This window comes from Streptomyces sp. NBC_00690 (assembly GCF_036226685.1).
In the GTDB taxonomy this organism is placed as follows: Bacteria; Actinomycetota; Actinomycetes; order Streptomycetales; family Streptomycetaceae; genus Streptomyces.
Genome location: NZ_CP109009.1, coordinates 720,692 through 739,266 on the forward strand (window position 1 = coordinate 720,692; position 18,575 = coordinate 739,266).

22 protein-coding genes and 4 pseudogenes are annotated in these 18,575 nt (G+C 66.8%); 12 read left to right on the top strand and 14 right to left on the bottom strand.

The window, feature by feature from the left end:
- Positions 1-48 precede the first annotated feature (48 nt).
- The 4 genes and pseudogenes from OID54_RS03165 to OID54_RS39125 form a co-directional block, all read right to left on the bottom strand.
- Positions 49-474: a hypothetical protein gene (locus tag OID54_RS03165; RefSeq protein WP_329013560.1), complete on the bottom strand. Its 426-nt coding sequence runs from the start codon at positions 472-474 to the stop codon at positions 49-51.
- A gap of 43 nt (positions 475-517) precedes the next feature.
- Positions 518-1,357 carry a hypothetical protein gene (locus OID54_RS03170; protein ID WP_329013562.1) on the bottom strand — a complete coding sequence of 280 codons (840 nt, stop codon included), beginning with the start codon at positions 1,355-1,357 and terminating at the stop codon, positions 518-520.
- A pseudogene (locus tag OID54_RS39120) lies at positions 1,348-1,518 on the bottom strand (hypothetical protein); the annotation flags it as partial. The pseudogene OID54_RS39120 and the gene OID54_RS03170, both read right to left, overlap by 10 nt.
- Before the next feature lie 130 nt (positions 1,519-1,648).
- Positions 1,649-1,744, bottom strand: a pseudogene (locus OID54_RS39125) (transporter); the annotation flags it as partial.
- Between the two features lie 25 nt (positions 1,745-1,769).
- Here OID54_RS39125 and OID54_RS03175 point away from each other — a divergent pair.
- The 7 genes from OID54_RS03175 (at position 1,770) to OID54_RS03205 (ending at position 6,426) form a co-directional block, all read left to right on the top strand.
- The gene (locus OID54_RS03175) at positions 1,770-2,009 is read left to right on the top strand and encodes a hypothetical protein (RefSeq protein ID WP_329013565.1); all 240 of its coding nucleotides are present in this window, start codon (positions 1,770-1,772) and stop codon (positions 2,007-2,009) included.
- A 198-nt stretch (positions 2,010-2,207) separates the two neighbouring features.
- A complete protein-coding gene (locus tag OID54_RS03180; protein ID WP_329013568.1) occupies positions 2,208-2,438 on the top strand; it encodes a hypothetical protein in 231 nt (76 codons plus the stop codon).
- Complete coding sequence (locus tag OID54_RS03185; protein WP_329013571.1) at positions 2,435-2,581, top strand: hypothetical protein; 147 nt, start codon at positions 2,435-2,437, stop codon at positions 2,579-2,581. Before OID54_RS03180 ends, OID54_RS03185 begins: the two co-directional genes overlap by 4 nt.
- 227 nt (positions 2,582-2,808) lie before the next feature.
- Positions 2,809-3,552, top strand: coding sequence for an ATP-binding cassette domain-containing protein (locus OID54_RS03190; protein WP_329027231.1), 744 nt, complete (start codon positions 2,809-2,811; stop codon positions 3,550-3,552).
- 2 nt (positions 3,553-3,554) lie between these two features.
- Positions 3,555-4,823 carry a DUF7224 domain-containing protein gene (locus OID54_RS03195; protein ID WP_329013574.1) on the top strand — a complete coding sequence of 423 codons (1,269 nt, stop codon included), beginning with the start codon at positions 3,555-3,557 and terminating at the stop codon, positions 4,821-4,823.
- A 23-nt stretch (positions 4,824-4,846) separates the two neighbouring features.
- Positions 4,847-5,416 carry a hypothetical protein gene (locus OID54_RS03200; RefSeq protein ID WP_329013577.1) on the top strand — a complete coding sequence of 190 codons (570 nt, stop codon included), beginning with the start codon at positions 4,847-4,849 and terminating at the stop codon, positions 5,414-5,416.
- A 128-nt stretch (positions 5,417-5,544) separates the two neighbouring features.
- Positions 5,545-6,426, top strand: a complete 882-nt coding sequence (locus OID54_RS03205) for an aminoglycoside phosphotransferase family protein (protein WP_329027233.1) — start codon at positions 5,545-5,547, stop codon at positions 6,424-6,426.
- Positions 6,427-6,524: 98 nt separating this feature from the next.
- On the opposite strand, the pseudogene OID54_RS03210 reads toward OID54_RS03205, so the two are convergent.
- The 3 genes and pseudogenes from OID54_RS03210 to OID54_RS03220 form a co-directional block, all read right to left on the bottom strand.
- Positions 6,525-7,438, bottom strand: a pseudogene (locus tag OID54_RS03210) (transposase family protein).
- A 265-nt stretch (positions 7,439-7,703) separates the two neighbouring features.
- Positions 7,704-8,381 carry a hypothetical protein gene (locus tag OID54_RS03215; RefSeq protein ID WP_329013579.1) on the bottom strand — a complete coding sequence of 226 codons (678 nt, stop codon included), beginning with the start codon at positions 8,379-8,381 and terminating at the stop codon, positions 7,704-7,706.
- 801 nt (positions 8,382-9,182) lie between these two features.
- Entirely contained in the window at positions 9,183-9,602 is a 420-nt protein-coding gene (locus OID54_RS03220) for a hypothetical protein (RefSeq protein ID WP_329013582.1), read from the bottom strand.
- Between the two features lie 672 nt (positions 9,603-10,274).
- Here OID54_RS03220 and OID54_RS03225 point away from each other — a divergent pair.
- Positions 10,275-10,787 carry a GNAT family N-acetyltransferase gene (locus tag OID54_RS03225; protein WP_329013584.1) on the top strand — a complete coding sequence of 171 codons (513 nt, stop codon included), beginning with the start codon at positions 10,275-10,277 and terminating at the stop codon, positions 10,785-10,787.
- A gap of 156 nt (positions 10,788-10,943) precedes the next feature.
- The gene (locus tag OID54_RS03230; RefSeq protein ID WP_329013586.1) at positions 10,944-11,144 is read left to right on the top strand and encodes a hypothetical protein; all 201 of its coding nucleotides are present in this window, start codon (positions 10,944-10,946) and stop codon (positions 11,142-11,144) included.
- A 225-nt stretch (positions 11,145-11,369) separates the two neighbouring features.
- On the opposite strand, the gene OID54_RS03235 is transcribed toward OID54_RS03230, so the two are convergent.
- From OID54_RS03235 to OID54_RS03250, 4 genes are all read right to left on the bottom strand, one after another.
- Entirely contained in the window at positions 11,370-11,654 is a 285-nt protein-coding gene (locus tag OID54_RS03235) for a DUF6461 domain-containing protein (protein ID WP_329027235.1), read from the bottom strand.
- Positions 11,644-11,829, bottom strand: coding sequence for a DUF6461 domain-containing protein (locus tag OID54_RS03240; protein ID WP_329013588.1), 186 nt, complete (start codon positions 11,827-11,829; stop codon positions 11,644-11,646). Before OID54_RS03240 ends, OID54_RS03235 begins: the two co-directional genes overlap by 11 nt.
- Positions 11,830-11,908: 79 nt before the next feature.
- Positions 11,909-12,556 (bottom strand): hypothetical protein, encoded by a 648-nt coding sequence (locus tag OID54_RS03245; RefSeq protein WP_329013590.1) that lies wholly within the window; start codon positions 12,554-12,556, stop codon positions 11,909-11,911.
- Between the two features lie 476 nt (positions 12,557-13,032).
- Complete coding sequence (locus tag OID54_RS03250; RefSeq protein ID WP_329013592.1) at positions 13,033-13,512, bottom strand: hypothetical protein; 480 nt, start codon at positions 13,510-13,512, stop codon at positions 13,033-13,035.
- Positions 13,513-13,515: 3 nt separating this feature from the next.
- Between OID54_RS03250 and OID54_RS03255 the strand changes: the two genes are divergently transcribed.
- Both OID54_RS03255 and OID54_RS03260 read left to right on the top strand, forming a co-directional pair.
- A complete protein-coding gene (locus OID54_RS03255) occupies positions 13,516-14,163 on the top strand; it encodes a hypothetical protein (protein ID WP_329013595.1) in 648 nt (215 codons plus the stop codon).
- Positions 14,164-14,877: 714 nt separating this feature from the next.
- Positions 14,878-15,717: an SMI1/KNR4 family protein gene (locus tag OID54_RS03260; protein WP_329013598.1), complete on the top strand. Its 840-nt coding sequence runs from the start codon at positions 14,878-14,880 to the stop codon at positions 15,715-15,717.
- 152 nt (positions 15,718-15,869) lie between these two features.
- Here OID54_RS03260 and OID54_RS03265 read toward each other — a convergent pair whose 3' ends face one another.
- The gene (locus OID54_RS03265) at positions 15,870-16,295 is read right to left on the bottom strand and encodes a hypothetical protein (RefSeq protein WP_329013601.1); all 426 of its coding nucleotides are present in this window, start codon (positions 16,293-16,295) and stop codon (positions 15,870-15,872) included.
- Positions 16,296-17,104: 809 nt separating this feature from the next.
- Between OID54_RS03265 and OID54_RS03270 the strand changes: the two genes are divergently transcribed.
- Positions 17,105-17,323, top strand: a complete 219-nt coding sequence (locus tag OID54_RS03270; protein ID WP_329013604.1) for a hypothetical protein — start codon at positions 17,105-17,107, stop codon at positions 17,321-17,323.
- Between the two features lie 324 nt (positions 17,324-17,647).
- On the opposite strand, the gene OID54_RS03275 is transcribed toward OID54_RS03270, so the two are convergent.
- Together OID54_RS03275 and OID54_RS03280 are read right to left on the bottom strand one after the other, a co-directional pair.
- Positions 17,648-18,169, bottom strand: coding sequence for a DUF4265 domain-containing protein (locus OID54_RS03275; RefSeq protein WP_329027236.1), 522 nt, complete (start codon positions 18,167-18,169; stop codon positions 17,648-17,650).
- 114 nt (positions 18,170-18,283) lie between these two features.
- A pseudogene (locus OID54_RS03280) lies at positions 18,284-18,400 on the bottom strand (fic family toxin-antitoxin system, toxin component); the annotation flags it as partial.
- Positions 18,401-18,575 lie beyond the last annotated feature (175 nt).

The window sequence follows — 18,575 nt, forward strand, 5'->3', positions numbered from 1 at the left end:
CGGCCGCGCTGAGCGGGGTCGGGGCGCAGGAGGGAGCAGCGGACAGAGTCAAGAGCGCCCGTGCTCGCGGTTGAGCTCGTGGTAGCCGCGGAAGTCGAAGAACCGCAGGCCGTCGATCACCGCTCCAGACAGGATTTCCGGCAGGGTCCAAGGGTGGGGGGTGTAGTCGTCCGTTGCCACGCCTCCATGCTCAAGCAGCAGAGCGATCATTCGGTGAACCTCTGCGGTGCCGTCGATCCGTCCGGAGATGTCGATCTGCACCGCCCAAGTGGGGTGATGTCCGACGGCCGCTTCGAGGATCGCCACATCCTCGGGATCCCAATCAGAGAAGAGGTAGCCGGTCTGCTCATCGTCGATGTCGATGTAGAGGTTGCCGTCCAGAGTCCAGGGATTGCGCTGCTCGGGCAGACGCCGATTGAGCGAGGCGACGGTCGCAGCTCGCTCACCTGCGGGAAACACGAAGACAGTTCGCATGGGTTGGAGCGTAGGCAGTTCAGCTTCGTGGCGACCATGGATTTCAGGGACGGTGCTGGTCCGTCGACGTAGTGGTGGTGCGGATGGCGACGTCGGCGAAGGTCGGCATGCCGAGATCGACTGTGGAGGGTCGGCGGGCTGCTTCGGCATCGAGCTGGTCCAGCTTGCCTTGCGCGCCGGTGAGGCTGACCTGGAGGCCCTCGACTTCGCCCAGCCATCCTTCCCGCTCTGCCTCAGCGATCCGGGCGATCAGGTTGTCACGGATGTCAGTTAGCCGTGACCGTTGGGCTGGATCAGGCCGGAGGAGCGAGCATCTGAAGAGCCGCAGCCAGACGAACCCATCGGTCGAGGAGGGAAGTTCCTGGACCTCTCTGGTGCCCTTGCGGACCACCGAGATCAGCTGGCGCCCCGGATCAACTCCGGCCTGCCATGTGCTGAGTAGTTCGCTGGCCCGTGCACCGGTGGAGACGTAGAAGGCAACCAGGGCTCGGTCCCGGTGTGAGGGAAGCCGGGCGAAGATCTCGTTGAACTCCTCGTCAGGGACGCTGCGGGGCACCCTGTTGGGCACTCTCGGCCGGTAGAGCCAGGCGCGTTCTTTACGGGCCGGGTCCATCGGGTTGCGATGGGCGTGAGCCCGCCGGCCGCGACGTGCTCGGTCCAGCGGGAACGGGTTGAGGACCGGCCCGGTGCCGATGTCGCGGTGGAAGTCGTAAAAACTCCGCAGCACTGTCTCGCTGTGCGCCCCGACGGTGCGTACGGCTTGCCCCCTGCGGCCCACCGGCCCGCTTCGCTCGGGCGTCGCCAGTGCGGACGCCTCGGCTGCCCGGCGACCTGAAGCCAGCGGGAGAAGTCCCTCGCCTCGATCCGGCTCGCCCGGTCCCACGGCACCTCGACAGCCCAAAGGAAGCGGAACCAGCGCAGCATGTCCATCCCGTAGGAACGGGCCGTCGCCGCCGAACGGCCAGCTCCCTGCAGGTCCCGTAGAAAGGAGCGAACTCCCTCGACCGGTTCTCTGCCAGGTCGATGAGCCGGTAGGGCTCCCACGGATCATCCATGGCCACCAGCTCCCCGACCAAGGGGATGGACAGGTTCGCCAGGTCTCGAGATGCCTCCATGGCCGACTCAACGACGCCTCCGCCACAAGGTCACTGACCTGCGAAAACTCCGCCTGTAGTTCAGTCAACAGGTCAGCGTCGGTCGCCCGCTTGTACTCGACGATCACCGGCGGCGCACCGTTCTCGTCTAGGCCGAGTGAGTCGATCCGCCGCAACGAACCCCGTTAGACACTGCGGGCGTTGGAGAAGTCGAACCCGGCTCGGCTTCGCGCCTTCCAGCAGCGGATGGAGGAGATCGCGGAGCACCCGTATGCCTACGGCAATCCGGTCGACCGGATCAACGACAAGCGCCGCGCCGAGGTCGCCGGAACCGTGACCGTCTATTGGATCAGCCAGCGGGTGGTCACGATCTCCGTTATGTCCGTCATCCACACCGACTTCCAGTCGATCCGTCCCGCTCCAGTTATGACGTTTTCGTAGGCCGCGCGCTGGTCGGCGGCGGTCGTGAACCCGCCGCACCCTCCGGTGATGATGCCGCTGGTGATTTCGCTGGTGCGAGGTCCATGGTGTCGATCTGGTTTTCGTCTTCGCCGAGTTCGGCTTCGTGCTTGGTGCCGTTGGTGTCGGTGATCGTGAAGTACAACGGGTTGACGCTGATCTTTGCTGCTGTTGTTTGTGATGGTCGCCTTCGCGCTGGTGAAAGCGCCGTCGTCGTTCAAGATGCTGGGTGCGAAGGGCGCCTTGACTGCGGTGACCTTCACCTCTGGCTCCGCCTTCTTTGTCTCGGCTTCCTTCGCTGGCTCGGCCGCTGGTGCCTTCTTCGTCGGCTCCGTGGGTGCTTCTGCGGTCGGGGTGGCCTCCTTCTGGCTCGTTTCGGTGGTGTCGTCGTCGCGAGTGCGGCTCCGATGACGCCGAGCGGGAGCAGGCTGCCGATGATGGCGCCGGTGGACCTGCGCTTCTTCACCGGCACCGAGAAGGCCACCAAAGCAGGACTGCTGGCCGTCGACCTCGGCATCGCCTCCCGCCGCAAGCAGCCCGACACCGACGGATGACGTCGTCGGCCCCAGGACGGGCTTTGATAGCGAACCATTGCGGGGCGCGAGGCGTCTTTCGTCTGTAGGGGCGGTATCCAGTGCTCGGTCCTGCGCGGTGCCGCGTTGAACGAGGAGCCGAGGAGTGTGGTGTTGTTGCGGCCCTGGTGTTGCCGGGGCATCCCGTTCAACTCGTTGACCCACGACAGGCTGTTTTCAACGGGAGAGCAGCAGATTGCGCGCGTCTCATGGTTCTGGCTTTCAAGGATCTCGACTTCCGCTACGGTCGGAAGACACAAGTTTTCAGTGGTCTAGGTCTTCGAGTCGACAGCGGGTCCACCGTCTTACTCGGTCCCAACGGGGCGGGCAAGTCAACACTGATGGCCCTTGCGGCTTCTCAACTGTTTCCATCTCAGGGGTCGGTCTCCTGGCGCGATCTGAGCCCTACGGGCCGTCGTGACCGCAGGAGGTACCGGAAAGCGGTTGCCTGGATTCCGCAGCACATCACGCCCATTCCGGGCTTGAACGTGCGAGAGCAGGTTGCCTACTCCGGCTGGCTGAAAGGTATGTCGCGCTCCGCGGCCTGGGAGGCATCCGGTCAAGCCGTCAGCAGGGTCGGGCTCGCGGATCTCGCGCAGCGCAAGAGCCACCAGGTCTCCGGCGGGCAGCTACGCCGCATGGGCATCGCCGGAGCGCTCACTCATCGCAGCGAACTCATCCTCATGGATGAACCGACGGCAGGACTCGATCCGCAACAGCGGGCGGTGTTCCGCTCCCTCATCGAGGAACTCTGCGACTCGGTGCAGGTCATCGTCTCCACCCATCAGACCGAAGACCTGGCCGACCTCTACAGAGACGTCGTGGTCCTCGACCGCGGGATCATCCGCTTCCAAGGAACCACCGAAGAGTTCCACTCCCTCGCCGACTCGGTCGTCTCACCGCGAGAACAGGCCGAAGCCGCGTACACGCGCCTGGTCAGCCGGGAGGCCTGACCATGCTGATCCGCACCGTGATCCGCTCATCATCGGCAACCCTCGCCCTGCCCTTCCTCATCCTCTTCGTCTTCGCAGCCCTCGGCGACGACCTGAGCTCCTGGGTCACACCCCACTACTGGCCGTCGGCCACAGGCAACTCGACATTCGCACTCCCCTTCGTCAGCGCGGCCTGCGCCGCCGTAGCAGCATGGGAAGGCGCCCGCCTGAAACGGGGCCGGGTCTTCGAACAAGCCCCCGTACGCGGGTCCTGGGCGATCGCCCTCCCCCTGCTGCTCCCGGTCGCCCTGATGGGGCTACTCGCCATGGCGACCGCGCTCTACATCTCCGTCGACGCCGCCGACGTCGGCACCGGACTCCCCGACTGGGGAATCATCGCCGTGGTAGCCGGTGTACTGATGACAAACACACTCGCCGGACACCTCGTCGGACGCGTCATGTCCGGCCTCCTCGCCGCACCCGTCGCACTCATCGCCAGCTTCTTCTGCAACGCCTACCCCTCCTCGTGGAGCATCTACTGGCTACGCCACCTCGTAGGAGGCGGACTCGACAGCTGCTGCTCAGCCGACGTGACCGTGGACAGGGCAGCGGTGCTCAGCGCCCTCGTCTCCACCACCGCTCTCAGCCTCGCCTGCGCCGTTCTGATCCATCGCAGAGGCGGCGCGGCCGCCTTGATCACCGCTGTCGTCCTGTCAGCAACCGGATTCGGAACCGCGGCCTACATCGCACGCGACCTCACGTCGGAGCCGGTGCAAGCCCGCCCAACCAACGCCCTGGTCTGCGACGGCAGCCGGCCCACGATCTGCCTGTGGCCTGAGGTGAACGACAAGGCCATGGTGCAACGCCACGCCCGCGAAGCTGTGGCCCGACTGGAAAGCGCCGGAATCCGCGTACCCAAAACCCTGACCATGGCCCAGCACGCAGTGGGACCAGAGACCTACGTATTGGGCATTCCGACCAATCCCCGCGCCGAGGACCTCCCGGCAGGCGTCGCGTCCGGCCTACTGCCACAAATCCCCACTTGCGCACTCGAAGGCAAGCCGTACCCGGCAGGGAACGCTGCAGCCCCCGTGGCCGCCTGGCTCTACGCCACCGCAGGAGAACGATCCGATGTCACCGCAGGCAGGTTCGGCGAACAGGAGGCAGCACTCGCCCAGAACATCAGAAAGCAACCCTCCTCCGTCCAACTGGACTGGTACCAGCGCAACATGAAGGCCATGAGCTCCTGCGGGGCACCACCACAGCTCACCATCGCAGGAGGCGCCAGGTGACCTGGTGGCTCAAGATCAGGGCAGTGCCAACCCTAGTGGCAGGCACCGCCACAACCATCGCACTCGGCCTCCTCATCGGAAACGCCCAACTGCCCGTCCCAGCCATGACAGGCCAAGCAGGCCAATTCCTCGCCGGCCACCTCATCACACTGGCACCCGCGATCCTGATCCTCTTCGGCACCGGGCGCGGCGACCTCACAGCAGAAAGCGTCAGCGCCCGGCCCATAGTGCGCTGGGACCTCAGCCTCGCAGTAACAACAGCCGCCGCAAGCCTCCTCACAGCGACCCTCTTCCGCGCCATCTGGCCAACCGACATCACCGTCGTCCTCGGTCGAAACATCGCCGGCTACATCGGCATCGCCCTCGTACTGCTCCCGTTCCTCGGCCATCGAGCGGCAGGAGCCGCCCTCGCCGTCGTACCCCTGCTCTGCGCAGCCGTCGGCTGGGGGCCCGGTGGGCACCCAGAGCCATGGGCATGGCTCCTGCACCCAGGAGACTCCGTTCCCGCGCTGACACTGGCGCTCGGCACACTCGCAGCAGGCATCACCGCAACACTCACCCGCCCCCCACTGGATCTCAGCGCCATGCGATAGGAGCCCGCGAGAGGGTCGTGGAGCAGTCACCCAAGCAACCGTTGTCCCGGTACAAGGCAGGCAGACCTGCTGGAGGAACCATGGTCCACAGTGAGGCATTCAGCGCTCACGTCCCCGTTTTCACGCATATGGTGCGGACCAAGAGTCAGCGGGCCTGGCTCCGTGACCTGCCCCGCCTTGTCGCGAAGTTCGAGCGGCGGTGGGGCATCACTACGTCGGAACCTTTTCGCTCCGGGACTTCCGCCTGGGTGGCGCCGGGCGTAACCCAGGACGGCCGCGAAGCCGTTCTGAAGATCGTATGGCCGCATCCCGAGGCCGCCGGCGAGGCAGCTGGCCTGCGCCACTGGGCAGGCCGGGGCGCTGCCGAACTGTACGCGTCGGACGCCGAACACTTCGCGCTGCTCTTGGAGCGTTGTTCACCCGGTACCGCGCTCTCCACCGCAGGGCTGCGCCCGGAAGAGGCCCTGGCGGAGGGCGCCCAGGTGCTTCGTCGGCTGTGGAGCGCGGTCCCTCACGGGGATGTCGGCCTGGAGAGCATCACCGATGTCGCCGAGAAGTGGTGTCTGGAAGCCGAGGAGCGGTACCGGGAGTTCCGGCCGTCGTTCGACCGCGCCTTGGTCGGCAAGGGTCTGGGCCTGCTGCGATCGCTGCCCCTCAGTACCACCCGGAACGTGGTGGTGCATGGAGATTTCAACCCCGGCAACATCGTCCGGGCGAACCGTGAGCCGTGGCTCGCCATCGACGCCAAGCCAGCTGTCGGGGACCCGGGCATCGATCCCGAGCCCTTGGTGGCCCAGGTGGACAATCCCTTCGCCCGGTCGAATCCGGCGGCGGCGCTGCGACAGCGGTACACGCTCGTCGCCGACATAGTGGAGGAGCCGGCCGAGCGGCTGATCGCCTGGGCCCTCGCCCGTACCGTCCAGTCTGCTCTGTGGAGCGTCGCCCATGGGCAGGACGGGCTGGACGACATGTCCGACGCCACCGTGCTCGCCGGACTCCTCGGCATCTGACCAACCGAAGACCACCACCCACAGATAGCCCGCCTACTCACCTTACGAGTTGGTGCGTGATAGCGGGTGAGGCGTGTTTGGCCTGCTCGGGGCTGTTTTCAGTTGTTGGTGGTGCGGTCGGAGAGGAGGCCGGCGATGGCTCGGTAGGTGTCGGGCAGGCGGTCGCGGCGGTGGGTCCAGCGGGTCAGTTGCTTCCAGCGTTTGTGGTCGGTGAGGGCGTGTTCGACCGTGATGCGGTCGGACGAGTGGCCATGGCGGTCGCGTTCCCACTGTTCGACTCTGCCGGACAGCGCTCCGGGCCGAGGTTTTCTTGGCGGGGTGATCGCCTGGGCTGGATGATCACGCCTCAGCCCGAGGTAGCCGTCGTCCAGGAGGACCTCCACCTCGGGGAAGTGCTGGAAGCAGACGGCGATGCCTTCGTTGCGGGCGGCGGTGGCGTCATGCATGCGTCCAGGCCGCAGTGCATCGGTCCATAGCGTGCGGCCCTTGTAGTCGGCGATCACGGTGGCCTTCATCGTGTTCTGCTTCTTCTTGCCAGAGACGAACGAGCGCCGTCCGCCGCGGCTGGCCGGTGGCCTGCGGACCTGGATCTCGGTGGCGTCCAGACGCAGCTCGATGCCGTCAGCCTGAGCGTAGGCGAACACATCCGCCAGGGTCCGAAGACGCAGATCTGGGCGGTCGGGGACCGCGCACCCCCGTTCGGCCAGCAGGGTGCGTACCTCTTGGACGGCCCGCGTGACAGTGGAGCGGTCGACTCCGAACAGCAGTCCCAGCACCGAGTGCGGGAGGTCGTGCCGCAGATGGATCAGCGTGGCCACCAACCGGTCAACGAATACCAGTTGATGGCGGGCGCCGGCTCCCTCGGCCCGCTTCCTGGCCCCGCCTCGCGCAGCATGGCGGCGGCCTTCGACACCGGCTTGCCACGGCACGGCCAACTCCTCGATCAGGGCACCAGATGACGCCGCGAGATTCCCGTGAACAGCCGATGCGCCAGGACCGCCCGATTGACCATGATCGCCACAGCCGGATCATGCCACCTACCAGCAACGACGCCTCACCCGCTATCACGCACCAACTCGTTAGGGTCCTTCGCAGTTACCCAGAGCCGGATGGGGCTGACGGACCTGCCCTGCACGGCGCTTGCTGCGGCTTGCTTTCCGGTGATGTGGCAGGCGGACCGTTCTCTGGGAGTGGGCACACGCCGGAGGCCGATGTGACGTGCCGAGTCCCACTCAGGGACTTCGGCCCCCTGGCCGATCCGTCCGCCGTTGCCGCGGCTAGCCTCTGCCTGTCTCGTACGAACGGCCCAAAGGGGCAGCATGACAACTCTCGTGAATCGATGGATATCGGTGACCGGCGCGATGGCCCTGGGGGCACTCGTGGTGGTGGACGTCGAAGAGGGACCAGGCGTGCATGCGGGCGAGGTCGGCTGCGGCGGCGTGGAGTCTCGCGCCGTGTTTCTGGGTGTAGCTGCGGTCTTTGAGGAGTCGTACGACGAGTTTCAGGCTGCTGGAGCTTTCGGTGAGTAGTTGTCCGCCGCCGTCGATGTCGTCGGCGTATCGCAGTTGGCGTACGCGTTCTTCGATGCGGGCGACGGCGCTCTCGCCGAGGCGTCGTGCGTCGGTGATCTGGCCGGCGGCGGCTGGGTCGGCGGTCAGCCACGCCCACAGCGAGGCGGTCAGGGTGCCGCCGGTCAGCAGGGCGAAGTGCCTTCTGTCCATGGTCATGATCTCCCTTGCGGAAACCTCGTCGAGCGCCTGGATGGCGCCGGACGCGTCCCATGTGTGGAGGGTGGGTTGCTGGAGGGGGTCCAGGGCGAGCCAGTGCGGCCAGTGGTACTGGGTCACGACGTCCGGGGGGATGCCCAGCAGTTCGGCGATGAGGCGCTGGGTGGGGGGGTCGGGCCGTCGATTCCGCTTCTCCCAGCGGTGGATTCCGTCTTTCCCGGTGCCCACCGGAATCCCTCGCCGGGCGCCTAACGCCTGTAATCGGCGGGCGAACTCGGTCGGCATCCAGCCTCGGACCGCTCCTCGAGCAAGAGACACCAGTGACCCTCTCCACGCTGCCCGCGCCGCAGAAGCCATTTCGCTACGGCGTCTCGCCAGAAAGTAGGTTCAGCACCCGCTACCGCCGGAGGCGAGCAGGCCGGCCAGTTCCGGTCGCCCCGGGGGCTTGAAGTAGCGGCGGACGTTCCCCGGTGCCTTCTGCTGGGACCTCGCCACCAATAGCAACAGGGGACACCTTGCTCCCCAAGATCGGTGAGTGTGGAACGGCGGTACCCGTGCAGGTCCCAGCCGGTTCCCGGCATGCGCTCAGACGTCGTGTAGGTCCAGCAGCGCGCGCCTGGCCACCGTGGGAGCGGCGGGGCAGGCCATCCGAGGGGTCCACGCGCGATCCACTGCAGAGGTTCGAACGCCGCTGGTAGCCGGGGCCGCCCCCGGGGGCTCGCGCACCCAGGGACGGCTGCCCACGCCGGGCTCCTTGCCCGCTACAGGCCCACGTGTCAGTGAGGAGAAGTAGTCGCTGCGTGACCGGTAGACCGCGGCGACCAATCCTGAGTTCCTTGCCGGGCCGGACCACGCCCAACTGGTCAGCGGGCCCCACCACGCCAGCCGTCGAGAGCTACGCCGCCCTGGACCTACGCGACCAACTCGCCCGGCGGGCACCGAGTACCTGAGAAGCCTGCCCGCCCGTGTGAAGCGACAAGGCCATGGTGTCGCCGAGTTTCATACTTCAGGCGGGGGAATGGGGGAATGTCATCCGGAGATGTTGTTCCACGGGCCCCAGGCGCCTGTGTGCACGTTCGCTCCGTTGGCGCCGTTTCGGGTGAGGACGCGGAAGCTGACCTTGCCGGATTCCTTCATGTTGTAGTTGCAGACCTTGGTTGTTCCGGAGCCGCCGGCCGCGTGGCACTCGTCATTGGCGCGGTTGTAGTTGTACTTGGTCTCCACGACCACCCGCAGGCCATCACTCCGTCTGTCCTCGGCAGTGATCACGTCCCCGACATGATCGAAGCAGCCCATGCCGACCGCGGGCCCGCCGTTGTCATCCAGCCACTGACAGTAGATGACCGACGCACGGGGACTGGAGGCAACGTTGTCAGCCTGTGCGGGAGATATCGTCATGGCGAAGGCGGCGCAGCTTGCGACGGCTGCGGCAGCGAATCTCAACTTCATGGGGTTCCTTCTCCTTTGGCGGGAATCTGCGGCGAGGGATGCGGTCCCGCCCTGTCGTGCGATCGCTCGCGGTCGTTTGCTCTCGCACCACATGAGGCGCCTCCCCCCAGGTCAAGCCACCCATCATGCCGATTCGCCACGAGGAGCTCAACAGCCCACCGTGATACGCGTGATAAGTACAACGAATAGCTGCGCACCATCAAAGCGGCCCCTTGCCCTGCCGTCCTTGAGTTGAGTGTGGCCGGACCATGCGCGTGCGTCGGCATCCCGGCGATTCGACGGGAGACGTGGCCGAGTAGGGAGCGGGCGCAGGACGCGGCCCGAGGACCCCTGGCGTAGAACGTCAGCTGGCCCCAACCGCTGTAGCGGTCGACCGGAGGGCCGCAGGCCGGCACGCTCCCCAACCGGGATACCAGCTGGGGAGCGGTCAGCTCACTGCAAGGGGTGCCGCTTCCCGGGGCGTCCGGGGGCGCGGAGAGATCGGGGGGAGAGTTTCGCATGGGGAGCAGAGGGGCCAGGCGCCTCTTCCGCTCAGCCTTCGCGACGCCGATCGAGACCGCGCGAGTCCTGCCTGCTCGACCGCTCGCGCTCCGTGCCCTGCACTGAACAGGGGCCGAGGACCAAGTGTCCAGTGGAAGTAGCGACAGTGACGTGCGTGTCACACTCTGTGGCATGACACCTGATCACATCAATGGGACGTTGAGTGTCGGTCAACGTGACTCGGAACTCAGCGAGCGCCTGTCCCAGGGCTTGGACGAGGTCAACTTCCCAGCCACTGGAACCACTGCTGCCGATCAGAGTTCGCTGTCCGTGAAGGTTCTCGACGATGCCGGCAGGCTCATCGGGGGTCTGGCCGCTTGGACTTGGGGTGGGCTACTCGGCATCGAAATGCTCTGGATCCGTGAGAAGAGCCGTAAGGACGGATGGGGAACGAAGATCCTCATCGCTGCGGAGGAGGAGGCGCGTCGGCGCGGCTGCGATCGCGCCTGCGTATCGTCTTTCACCTTTCAGGCCCCCGGGTTCTACCAGCGTCACGGCTATGTCGAGACCGGCCGGACCTTGGGCATCCCAGGTGGCGCCGAGGACATCCACATGTTCAAGGCCCTGACGCACGGCTCGATGGGGCACTCGACCACCGGGCGCCCTCCCATTGAGGGAAGCAGTGGCGAACAAGGGAGGTTGTGACGTTGGAGGGCCCCCGCGTGGCAGTGACCCTCCTGGTCTCGGCCAACCGGTGCTGGGTGCAAAGCCTGCGTCGATGACGTCGCTGTGTGACGGCCCTTGCCTCTGAGCTTGCTCAAGTTTGTCCGCTGCCATGGTCCGGGTGGGAATGATCCGCCCATGAAGAAGAGTAGGCAGAGGCGCAGTAATTGGGACTTGGCTATCGGAGTGCTCGGCTTGGTGGGCAACGCGATCGTGTTGACGGCGGTGACCGTACGCCCGGAGCACACACTGGGCTCGGCCACGCTGTGGGTACTCTGGCCCTTCTGGTCAATCTGCCTCATCGCCACGACCTGGTTGATCGCCCGGCCCCGCCCGTAGGCGCCATCGCTGCCGTTTCCCGGGGCAGTTGCGGAGTCGAGACGCCCCGCGACCACGCCCCAGGATGCTCTCAGCAATCGTTTCGAGAGGAACGATGTGGGTTGGGTACGTCCCTTGCAGCAGGGCGATCGCTGAGGTGAGCTACGCGCCACACTGACGTGCGCGCTCGCTACTTACCTGTGTTGTGTTCCGAACGACCCGTGGTCGTGGACTCGTTGTAGGTGATCAAGACCGGGAGCGATTACCTCCGCCCGTAGGCGGTCCGACGCCGTCGCGATCCTCGTACGTCCACTCCCTGTACAGGCGCTCCCCGTGGGCATCGGTGATGTCGATGGCCACGCTGGTCCACTCCTCGGCGGACTGTTCAGGGACGAGTCCCAGCTCGTACGGGGCGTCCTGGAGGATGGATTCGGTGTCGCGTATGCCGGTGAGTCTTTCGGCCAGAGCGAGGACCGCCGCCTTCCGGTCGACCTCCGGGGCGCTCTCGTCGTGCTCTTCCTCAGAGGTCAGGGGAAGCCGACTTCCCGCAGCAGGGGAACCACATCAGGGGTGCTGCCGTAGCGCGCCAAGGCCCCTCGAACGCCGTACGGAGCTCACTGTCCTCGAAGCGGTGGAAGAGGTGGACGAGCTTGCCTCCGTTGGTCGAGTGCGCCACGACCCGGCCGCCCTTCGACAGCGCCTCCACACACCAGTCCAGTGGCCTCTGCCAGTTCCGCTACGGTGCACCTCACACCTGCGGGATCGATCAATGTGCCAGTGCCTAGCTAGGCCAGCTTCGGCAGCAGATCCTTGAGAGTGTCACCCATGGCGGCGAAGGCGATGTCCATATCCCGGGCGTCCATGGTCCGCTCGTCCCTGGGGTGTCCGCTCTGGACATGGATCTCACAGTCGAGATTGCTGTCCCGGACGATCATCCGGAGGTCGTCCTTCCAGACACCCTTCTCAGCGGAGACAAAACGGAACGCCTGGCGTCCGACCCCGGGTACGGCGACGGTACCGTTCTTGTCGGCGACCGCCGACTCCTTGGCGTATTCGTGCATCCTGATGGCCTCGCCAACCTGAGCCAAGGCGGTGCAGTGGACGACGGCACGGGCGTACCGATCCGTGCCATTGCCGAGGAACTGCTTGCACTCGGAGCCGCTGCCCTTCGCCGGATCGGCACCGGTCTCACGGGATGCCGCCTTGCCACGGAGGGGACCGACGGCGGTCGCCAGCTCACTGAAGTCGATGACATCACAGAGACGGTTGGGCGGCTGATAGCTGCCGGGCCCGTTGGTACGTTCAGCCTTCGGTGTCGGCTTCGGCTTCGGTTTCGCGGACTCCTTGCCGTCCCCGCCGCAACCGACCAGCGCCACCGCCATCGCGGCCACCAGCAGAGCGCGGCCTGAACTGCCCAGCGTCGTACGGAACATGGCACTCCCCGGGGGTGATCGCGACGGACTTCCCGGGGAAGGCTAACGGACCGAACACCGCCGCGACCGGCGCAGCGGGAAGCCGAGAACGCGACGCTCAACGGCATCGCCCTCGCCAGCGGATTGGACACCCGGCGGTGAGCGAACCAGCGGGCCGGGACTTCCGCAGTCCGGCCCGGTGACACGGCCCCTGGCTCGGAACCCCACTGTCCCAGAAGGAGCCACGGGGGTGGTCCGCGTGGGAACCGGCGACGATCCCGGGCCTGTCTCCGTCGATCGCCGCCCTCATCCACGCCGAGCAACAAGCCACTGCTCCACGGAGACCTCTGCCCGCTGTGCCGGAGCCCCCTCACACTGCTGATCACCAACACAGTCCAGTCAGCCCAGTCGCACTACCCGACACAGACTGACACCGTCCCTCACTGCGACCCCTGCAACACCGCCGACCCGATCACCAGGCAGAAGCGGGGCGGACATCATGAACGCCCGCTACGAGACCTAACCCCGGCCGTGCGAATACTGCGCCCGACCACACCAACCATCGACACCACTGACCAACCAACGCCACCGACGCCCTCCACACGAACACCCCGCCACAGCCCCTCGGCCACGGCGAATTCCAGGGGGCTTCGTGCACGCTCGCAGCGGTCCTTGCCCAGTGGGCCACCGCTGCGCCCGCCCCCGCACTCGCGAGGGGCAGCCGCCAGATCGGAGCAGCCGTCGCCGATCGGTTCGACAACCGACTGGGCGAGCTCCGCCATCTCGATGACGATCTCGGCAGTGACCACGTTTACGACGCCGCCCGCGCCGAAAGCCGTCTCATCACCCGACTGCTGCGCGACAACACCTACAGCGAGGAGACCGGCCGACGCCTCCACGCCTGCGCGGCCGAAGCCAGCCGACTGGCCGGATGGTGCGCATTCGACAGCGGCCAGAGCGCCGCCGCGGAGAAGCACTTCGTGACCTCCCTGCGAGCCGCCGCCGGGTCCGGCGACCGCACCGCCGGAGCGACCGCACTCGCCTTCTGGGCCAACGTCCGATACCAACGACCCGACCCCCGCGGAGCCCTCGGTCTCATCGACGGAGCCTTGACGCACCGCGCGAACATCGCCTCGCCCCGCGTCCTGACGATGCTCCACATCCGCCAAGCCCGCGCCCACTCGATCGCCCAAGAACCCACCGCCGCCTACCGGGCGATCGACGACGCGCTCGCCGCGTACGACCGGGGCATACCCCCAGGCGATGACCTGCAGTCGATGTACTGGGTCAACGCGGGCGAGGTGTTCCAGGCCGCCGGATCGGCCGCGCTCAGCCTGGGCGACCCGCAGCGGGCCCTGACGTACTTCTCCGCGGCCGCGACCCACCAAGATCCCTACGACCCCCAGAAGGAACCCCGCGGCACAGCGATCTACCTCGCCCGACAGGCCAGAGCACACCTCGCCCTCGACGACCTCGACGGAGCCGTCGAAACCGCGGAACGGTCCGTCCACTTGATGGGCGGTGTCAGCTCCGCACGCGGCACCGAAATCCTCACGCGCCTACGCTCCGAACTCAAACGGCACCGCACCATTCCAGTCGTGAAGAACTTCCTCAACGAAACCGCATAGAGAATGCACCACAGCTCAGGGCCCTCCCTGCGTACCCCGCTGTGAAGGCAGACCGCATCAGCCCTGGCCGGCTGGTGCCGTGCACGCCCAGAGGACGGCACCATCCTGGAGGACCAGGGTGGCGTCGGCGGCCACCGTCCCCCACACGAGTACCGCGGTCCACGCCGAACAGGACCCCGGGCCGTAGGGATCGGGACCGGCGACCACCATCAGATCTTCGAATCGGGGTTGCCGCGGCCCCCAGCCGTACCGGGGGCTACAACGGTTCAAAGCCGCCGGACGATCGCAAAGGGGACTGTTGGGTCCCGAGGACGCCCTCGGGTTCCTGCGTCCGCGCCCGGTGGCCACCCTCACGGGGTCGGCCCGGCCACCGCACCGCCCGCAGTGGCTGCTCACGGCCCACAACTCGACCGCGCTAGAAACAGACCAGGTTGAACTTGGAACTGTGGGAATGCCGTGAGGCGGAGTCCGCCCCCGGGTCCTTCGTAGGCAGGACGCCCCGGCAATCGGTGTCGCTGAGAATGCGGCTGCCCAACCGCCGGTGAATGTGGGGCGTCCCCCTGTACGAGAGCACTGTGCATCCCACCCGTGAGGAGTATTCAGACCGTGGATGTCGAGGTTCCGGCGCACATGCACGAAACAGCACCCCGGTTAGGGTCCGGCGTCCTCTGCGCCCTGAAAGTTCTGGCCAGCCAGCTGACAAAGGATCCAGATATGGGCGACCCTTCGGGCTTACCGGGCATCCTCACGGTCATGGTCGACGGTGGCGCGTTCGAGGACTGCCCCGATCTGGCCGTCGGCTACATCCGCGAGCCCGAGCGCATCGAGATCCGGTACGTGACCCCGGCCCCTTCTACCAAGCCCTCCGCAGACACCCAACAACCAGAGGAAGAACAGGAGCAGGAGGAGCTCGCCATCCCTTCGACCAACTCTGTCACCGAACGGGAGATCGTCGACGCCTGGGGGCGCATCGCCCGCTGGCTGCACGACAACGCGCCCGCTTCCCACGCCGCACTACGAAGCGGTGCCAGGCAGAAGGCCATCGACGCTCTTGAACAGAACCTGGACGTCCCGATACCCCCCGCGCTCCGCGCGCTGTGGCTTCTGACCTCGGGAGACAACGGAGTTTCCGGCCGGGGATGCCTGCCAGGAAACCAAGCCCTGATGACCCTGGAGGAGGTATCTGCCGTCTACCGGTTCAAGATGGATGCCCAGGCCAACAAAGACATCCTCAACGCCCGCCGTCCCGAACACGACCGGTTCACTCTGTGGAAGGCGACCTGGATTCCGGTGGTGTCCCTCGGCCCAGACGACCGTAGCTCCGGTCTCTACCTGGACACCGCGACCGGCTACCTGGGCCGCTGGTCCCGCTACCGCGAGGCGCCCGACGACGAACTCGACACGCTCGTCACCTACCTGGAGGAGGTCGCGGACATGCTCGAAGCCCCGGACCTGGCCGTGCGGGACAAGCCCGGCCTGATCGGCGACACCCTCGTCTGGGGCAGCATGCTCGACACCCAACAGGAAGAACACTGGCAACCGTTCACCGGCTAACCGCACACGACAGGAGAACCCAGCCGACCCCGGCCTGACACTCTGGCTGTACGGAACTGTCCATCGGTGGCCGATCCCTCTCTACGCTGATCACGGTCGAGTGCCGACGTGGACAGCCGCCGGCTTCGACGAGCTGCGTAGAGGGTGACCGGTCAGGGGGTCTCCAGTCCGCTCGCGCGGGCGATGCCATCGAGCACGGCGTCCTCCGCTTCCCGCTGCGCCCACCAGGCGTTGAGTTTCGTCCGGACGGCCGCCAGTTGAGTGGAATCCTCGGCGATGTGGGCTTCGGCCATGGCGTAGCCGGGGGTTCCGTCTGGGCTTGGGATGTCGACGAGGCGGTGGTCGGTGCGGCCGGTGGCCAGCATGGTCATGATGGTGACGAGTTCTCGGTGCAGGGCCGGGGTGAAGGCGGTTTCGTCGATTTCGAAGGATCCTTGGCCTCCGTCGGCGATCAGGCGGCAGAACCGGTGTACCGCTTCGGTGAGCGCCGTGTATTGGTCGGGCGCCATGCGGGCGCGGAGGGTTTCCAGGTAGAGGCCGACGAAGGCGGAGCGCTTACTTCCGTTCTCCTCGTTCATCTGGCGAGTGTCGATCCGCTTCCTCCGCAAGTCCAGGGTTATGCACCAGATTCCTGCGGATTCGGGCTGTGTACAGAGCCCGGTGGGACGAGGCGTCGCGACCGAGCTGCGGGCCTGCCGGGTGTGCGGATCTCTGGCCACCACCTCGGGGACGGCCAGTCCGGCGGCTGAAGGAAGGAGGTCGGGCGGGGCCGAACTTGCCCTGATCCAGGGCCCGGCAGCGCCCACGGGTGCCAAGCAGCCGGCCTCGGGGGCGCCAGCCACACGATCCCCAGAGCGTTCGGACCGTGATGGCTCGACATCCAACCACGGCAGTCCGCACCTGGGGTTCGCTGGGGATCACCGACCGCGTCCGTCTTGGGGCGGGAGCGTTCTGCCCAGCCCCCGCGGTCCCCTCGGTGTGGAGCCCCGAACAGGCGCCGTCCCACTGGTAAGGAGCCGGCAGGGGGAGCAGACGGTGGGTCGGTGGCTGCCTTCGCCGGCACGGGTGCGGCGTCGGGCGTCGGCCTTGCCTGCGTGTTTTCGCCCCACGGTGGGCTTCCGTTCTGTGGCAGGGCCCGTGGTCCGATCGATTGCGCACGGGCACGCGGAACGGAGGTTTGTCGGCGTTGATGCGCGGGCTACCTGGGGCTCTATGCCCTCGTCGGGCACGGGACCGGTAAGAGGGCTTGCACGGGCGGACACCGACGAACGGCCATCGCCCAGGTTCTTGTCCGAGGCACCGGCCGCTACCGCTCGGGGGCAACAGGAACGAAGATGTCCTTGATGCACTCGTCCGTGGGACGCACGTGCAGAGAAAGGAGCAGTTGATGCTTGCTGTCGCCATCGGCGCGCTCGTCGCGGGCTTCGGAATGTGCCTCGCCACGAACGGGTGGAATCTTGCGGATCGGATCTTCGACTCCCCCACCGTCCCGACGGGAAGTGCTACACCGAGAACCATTCGCCTCGTGGGCGGCATCGTGATCATCGTCGGGCTCTTCTGGATTGGAACCGCCCTGTCCGAAGCGCTGCAGCCATCCACGACCTGACACACCAGGCGGGTACCGGCGCGCACGCTGGCAACGGCGAGGGGCTTTCGGAGGTGGGTGCGACCGATGGACTGCCGCGACCGCCCAGGGCACGGGTCAGCCCGATCACCCCTGCGATGGCCCCCGAGGGTGTGGGATCAGAGCAGGGTGCCCAGGACGACGTCGAGGCAGATGAGGGTCTGGATGTCAGGAGGCCCAGGGCCCTCAAGGATGCTGGGCCTCGGCGCTGCGGACGCTGAGACCTGTGCCCAAGGGGGCGGGGCCACCCGGGAACCTCATCAGCCCGTATCCGGCCCTTGCGAGCCAGGTGAGCCCCTATGAGGATCACCTGCCCGGGCAACGCCCCCTGGGGAACGTTTCTCCCGAGGCAATGGACTTCCAGGCGGCAGTGACACACCCTTCCTCCCAGTGCCACCACCCCTTGGCCTCTCCGTGCTCCAAGAGCTTCCGTATCCGAGGCAGGTCCGCATCCGGGGGAACGTCGAGAGCGACCATCCGAAACTGCTCGATCCCCTCGCCGGTCGTGCCGAGCCGATGGAAGGTCTCCAGCACGGTTCGCCGGGCGGCGGCCGAGCCACCGTCCCTCAGGACGATCAGACGGATGGTGCAGTTCTCCGACGCCCGCACCGTTTCACCAGCCCATCGCACCCCGTCCTCGTCGACGTCGATACGGATGATGTCGTCACTGGCAACCCCCCGCACGAACCAGGGGGTGTTGTCCACACGCACGGTCCCGCCGCCGAGATCCACCGCCCACAGGCTCTCCACACTCGCCGGCGGCCAGCCGGCCTCGTCCACCTCCAGCCGAAAATGGACCTTCACATGGTCGTCCCTGATATCCGTCACGGCATCATCTTCCACAGCCGTGGCCAGGGTCGGGAACGATCTCCAAGCCTCGGCTTCAAGCCTGGTCAGCGGTGCTCGTGAACACCGCCACCCCCCGGCTGGGCGAGGTGGGCCTGCGCGGTGGGCGGCTACTGCGGCTACCGGTACGCCGTAGTCGTCGGGTGCGGGATCTCCCGCGCCCGCGAGCTCGGCGACCTGGAGGATCCAGGGGACGTCGATGCGCAGGTGTATTGGGCGGCGTGCGCTCCGGGGGTACGGCGGTCGGTGTCTTCGGCTTCGTCGAAGATGTCCTGGTGCTCGGTGAGGAACCGCTCTGCGGCGCCCATGCCTCGTTGCCGTAGTCCTTCGGTGTCTTCTTGCACGAGGACTGCGATGTAGTCGCCGAAGCTCAGGCCGCGGTCCTTGG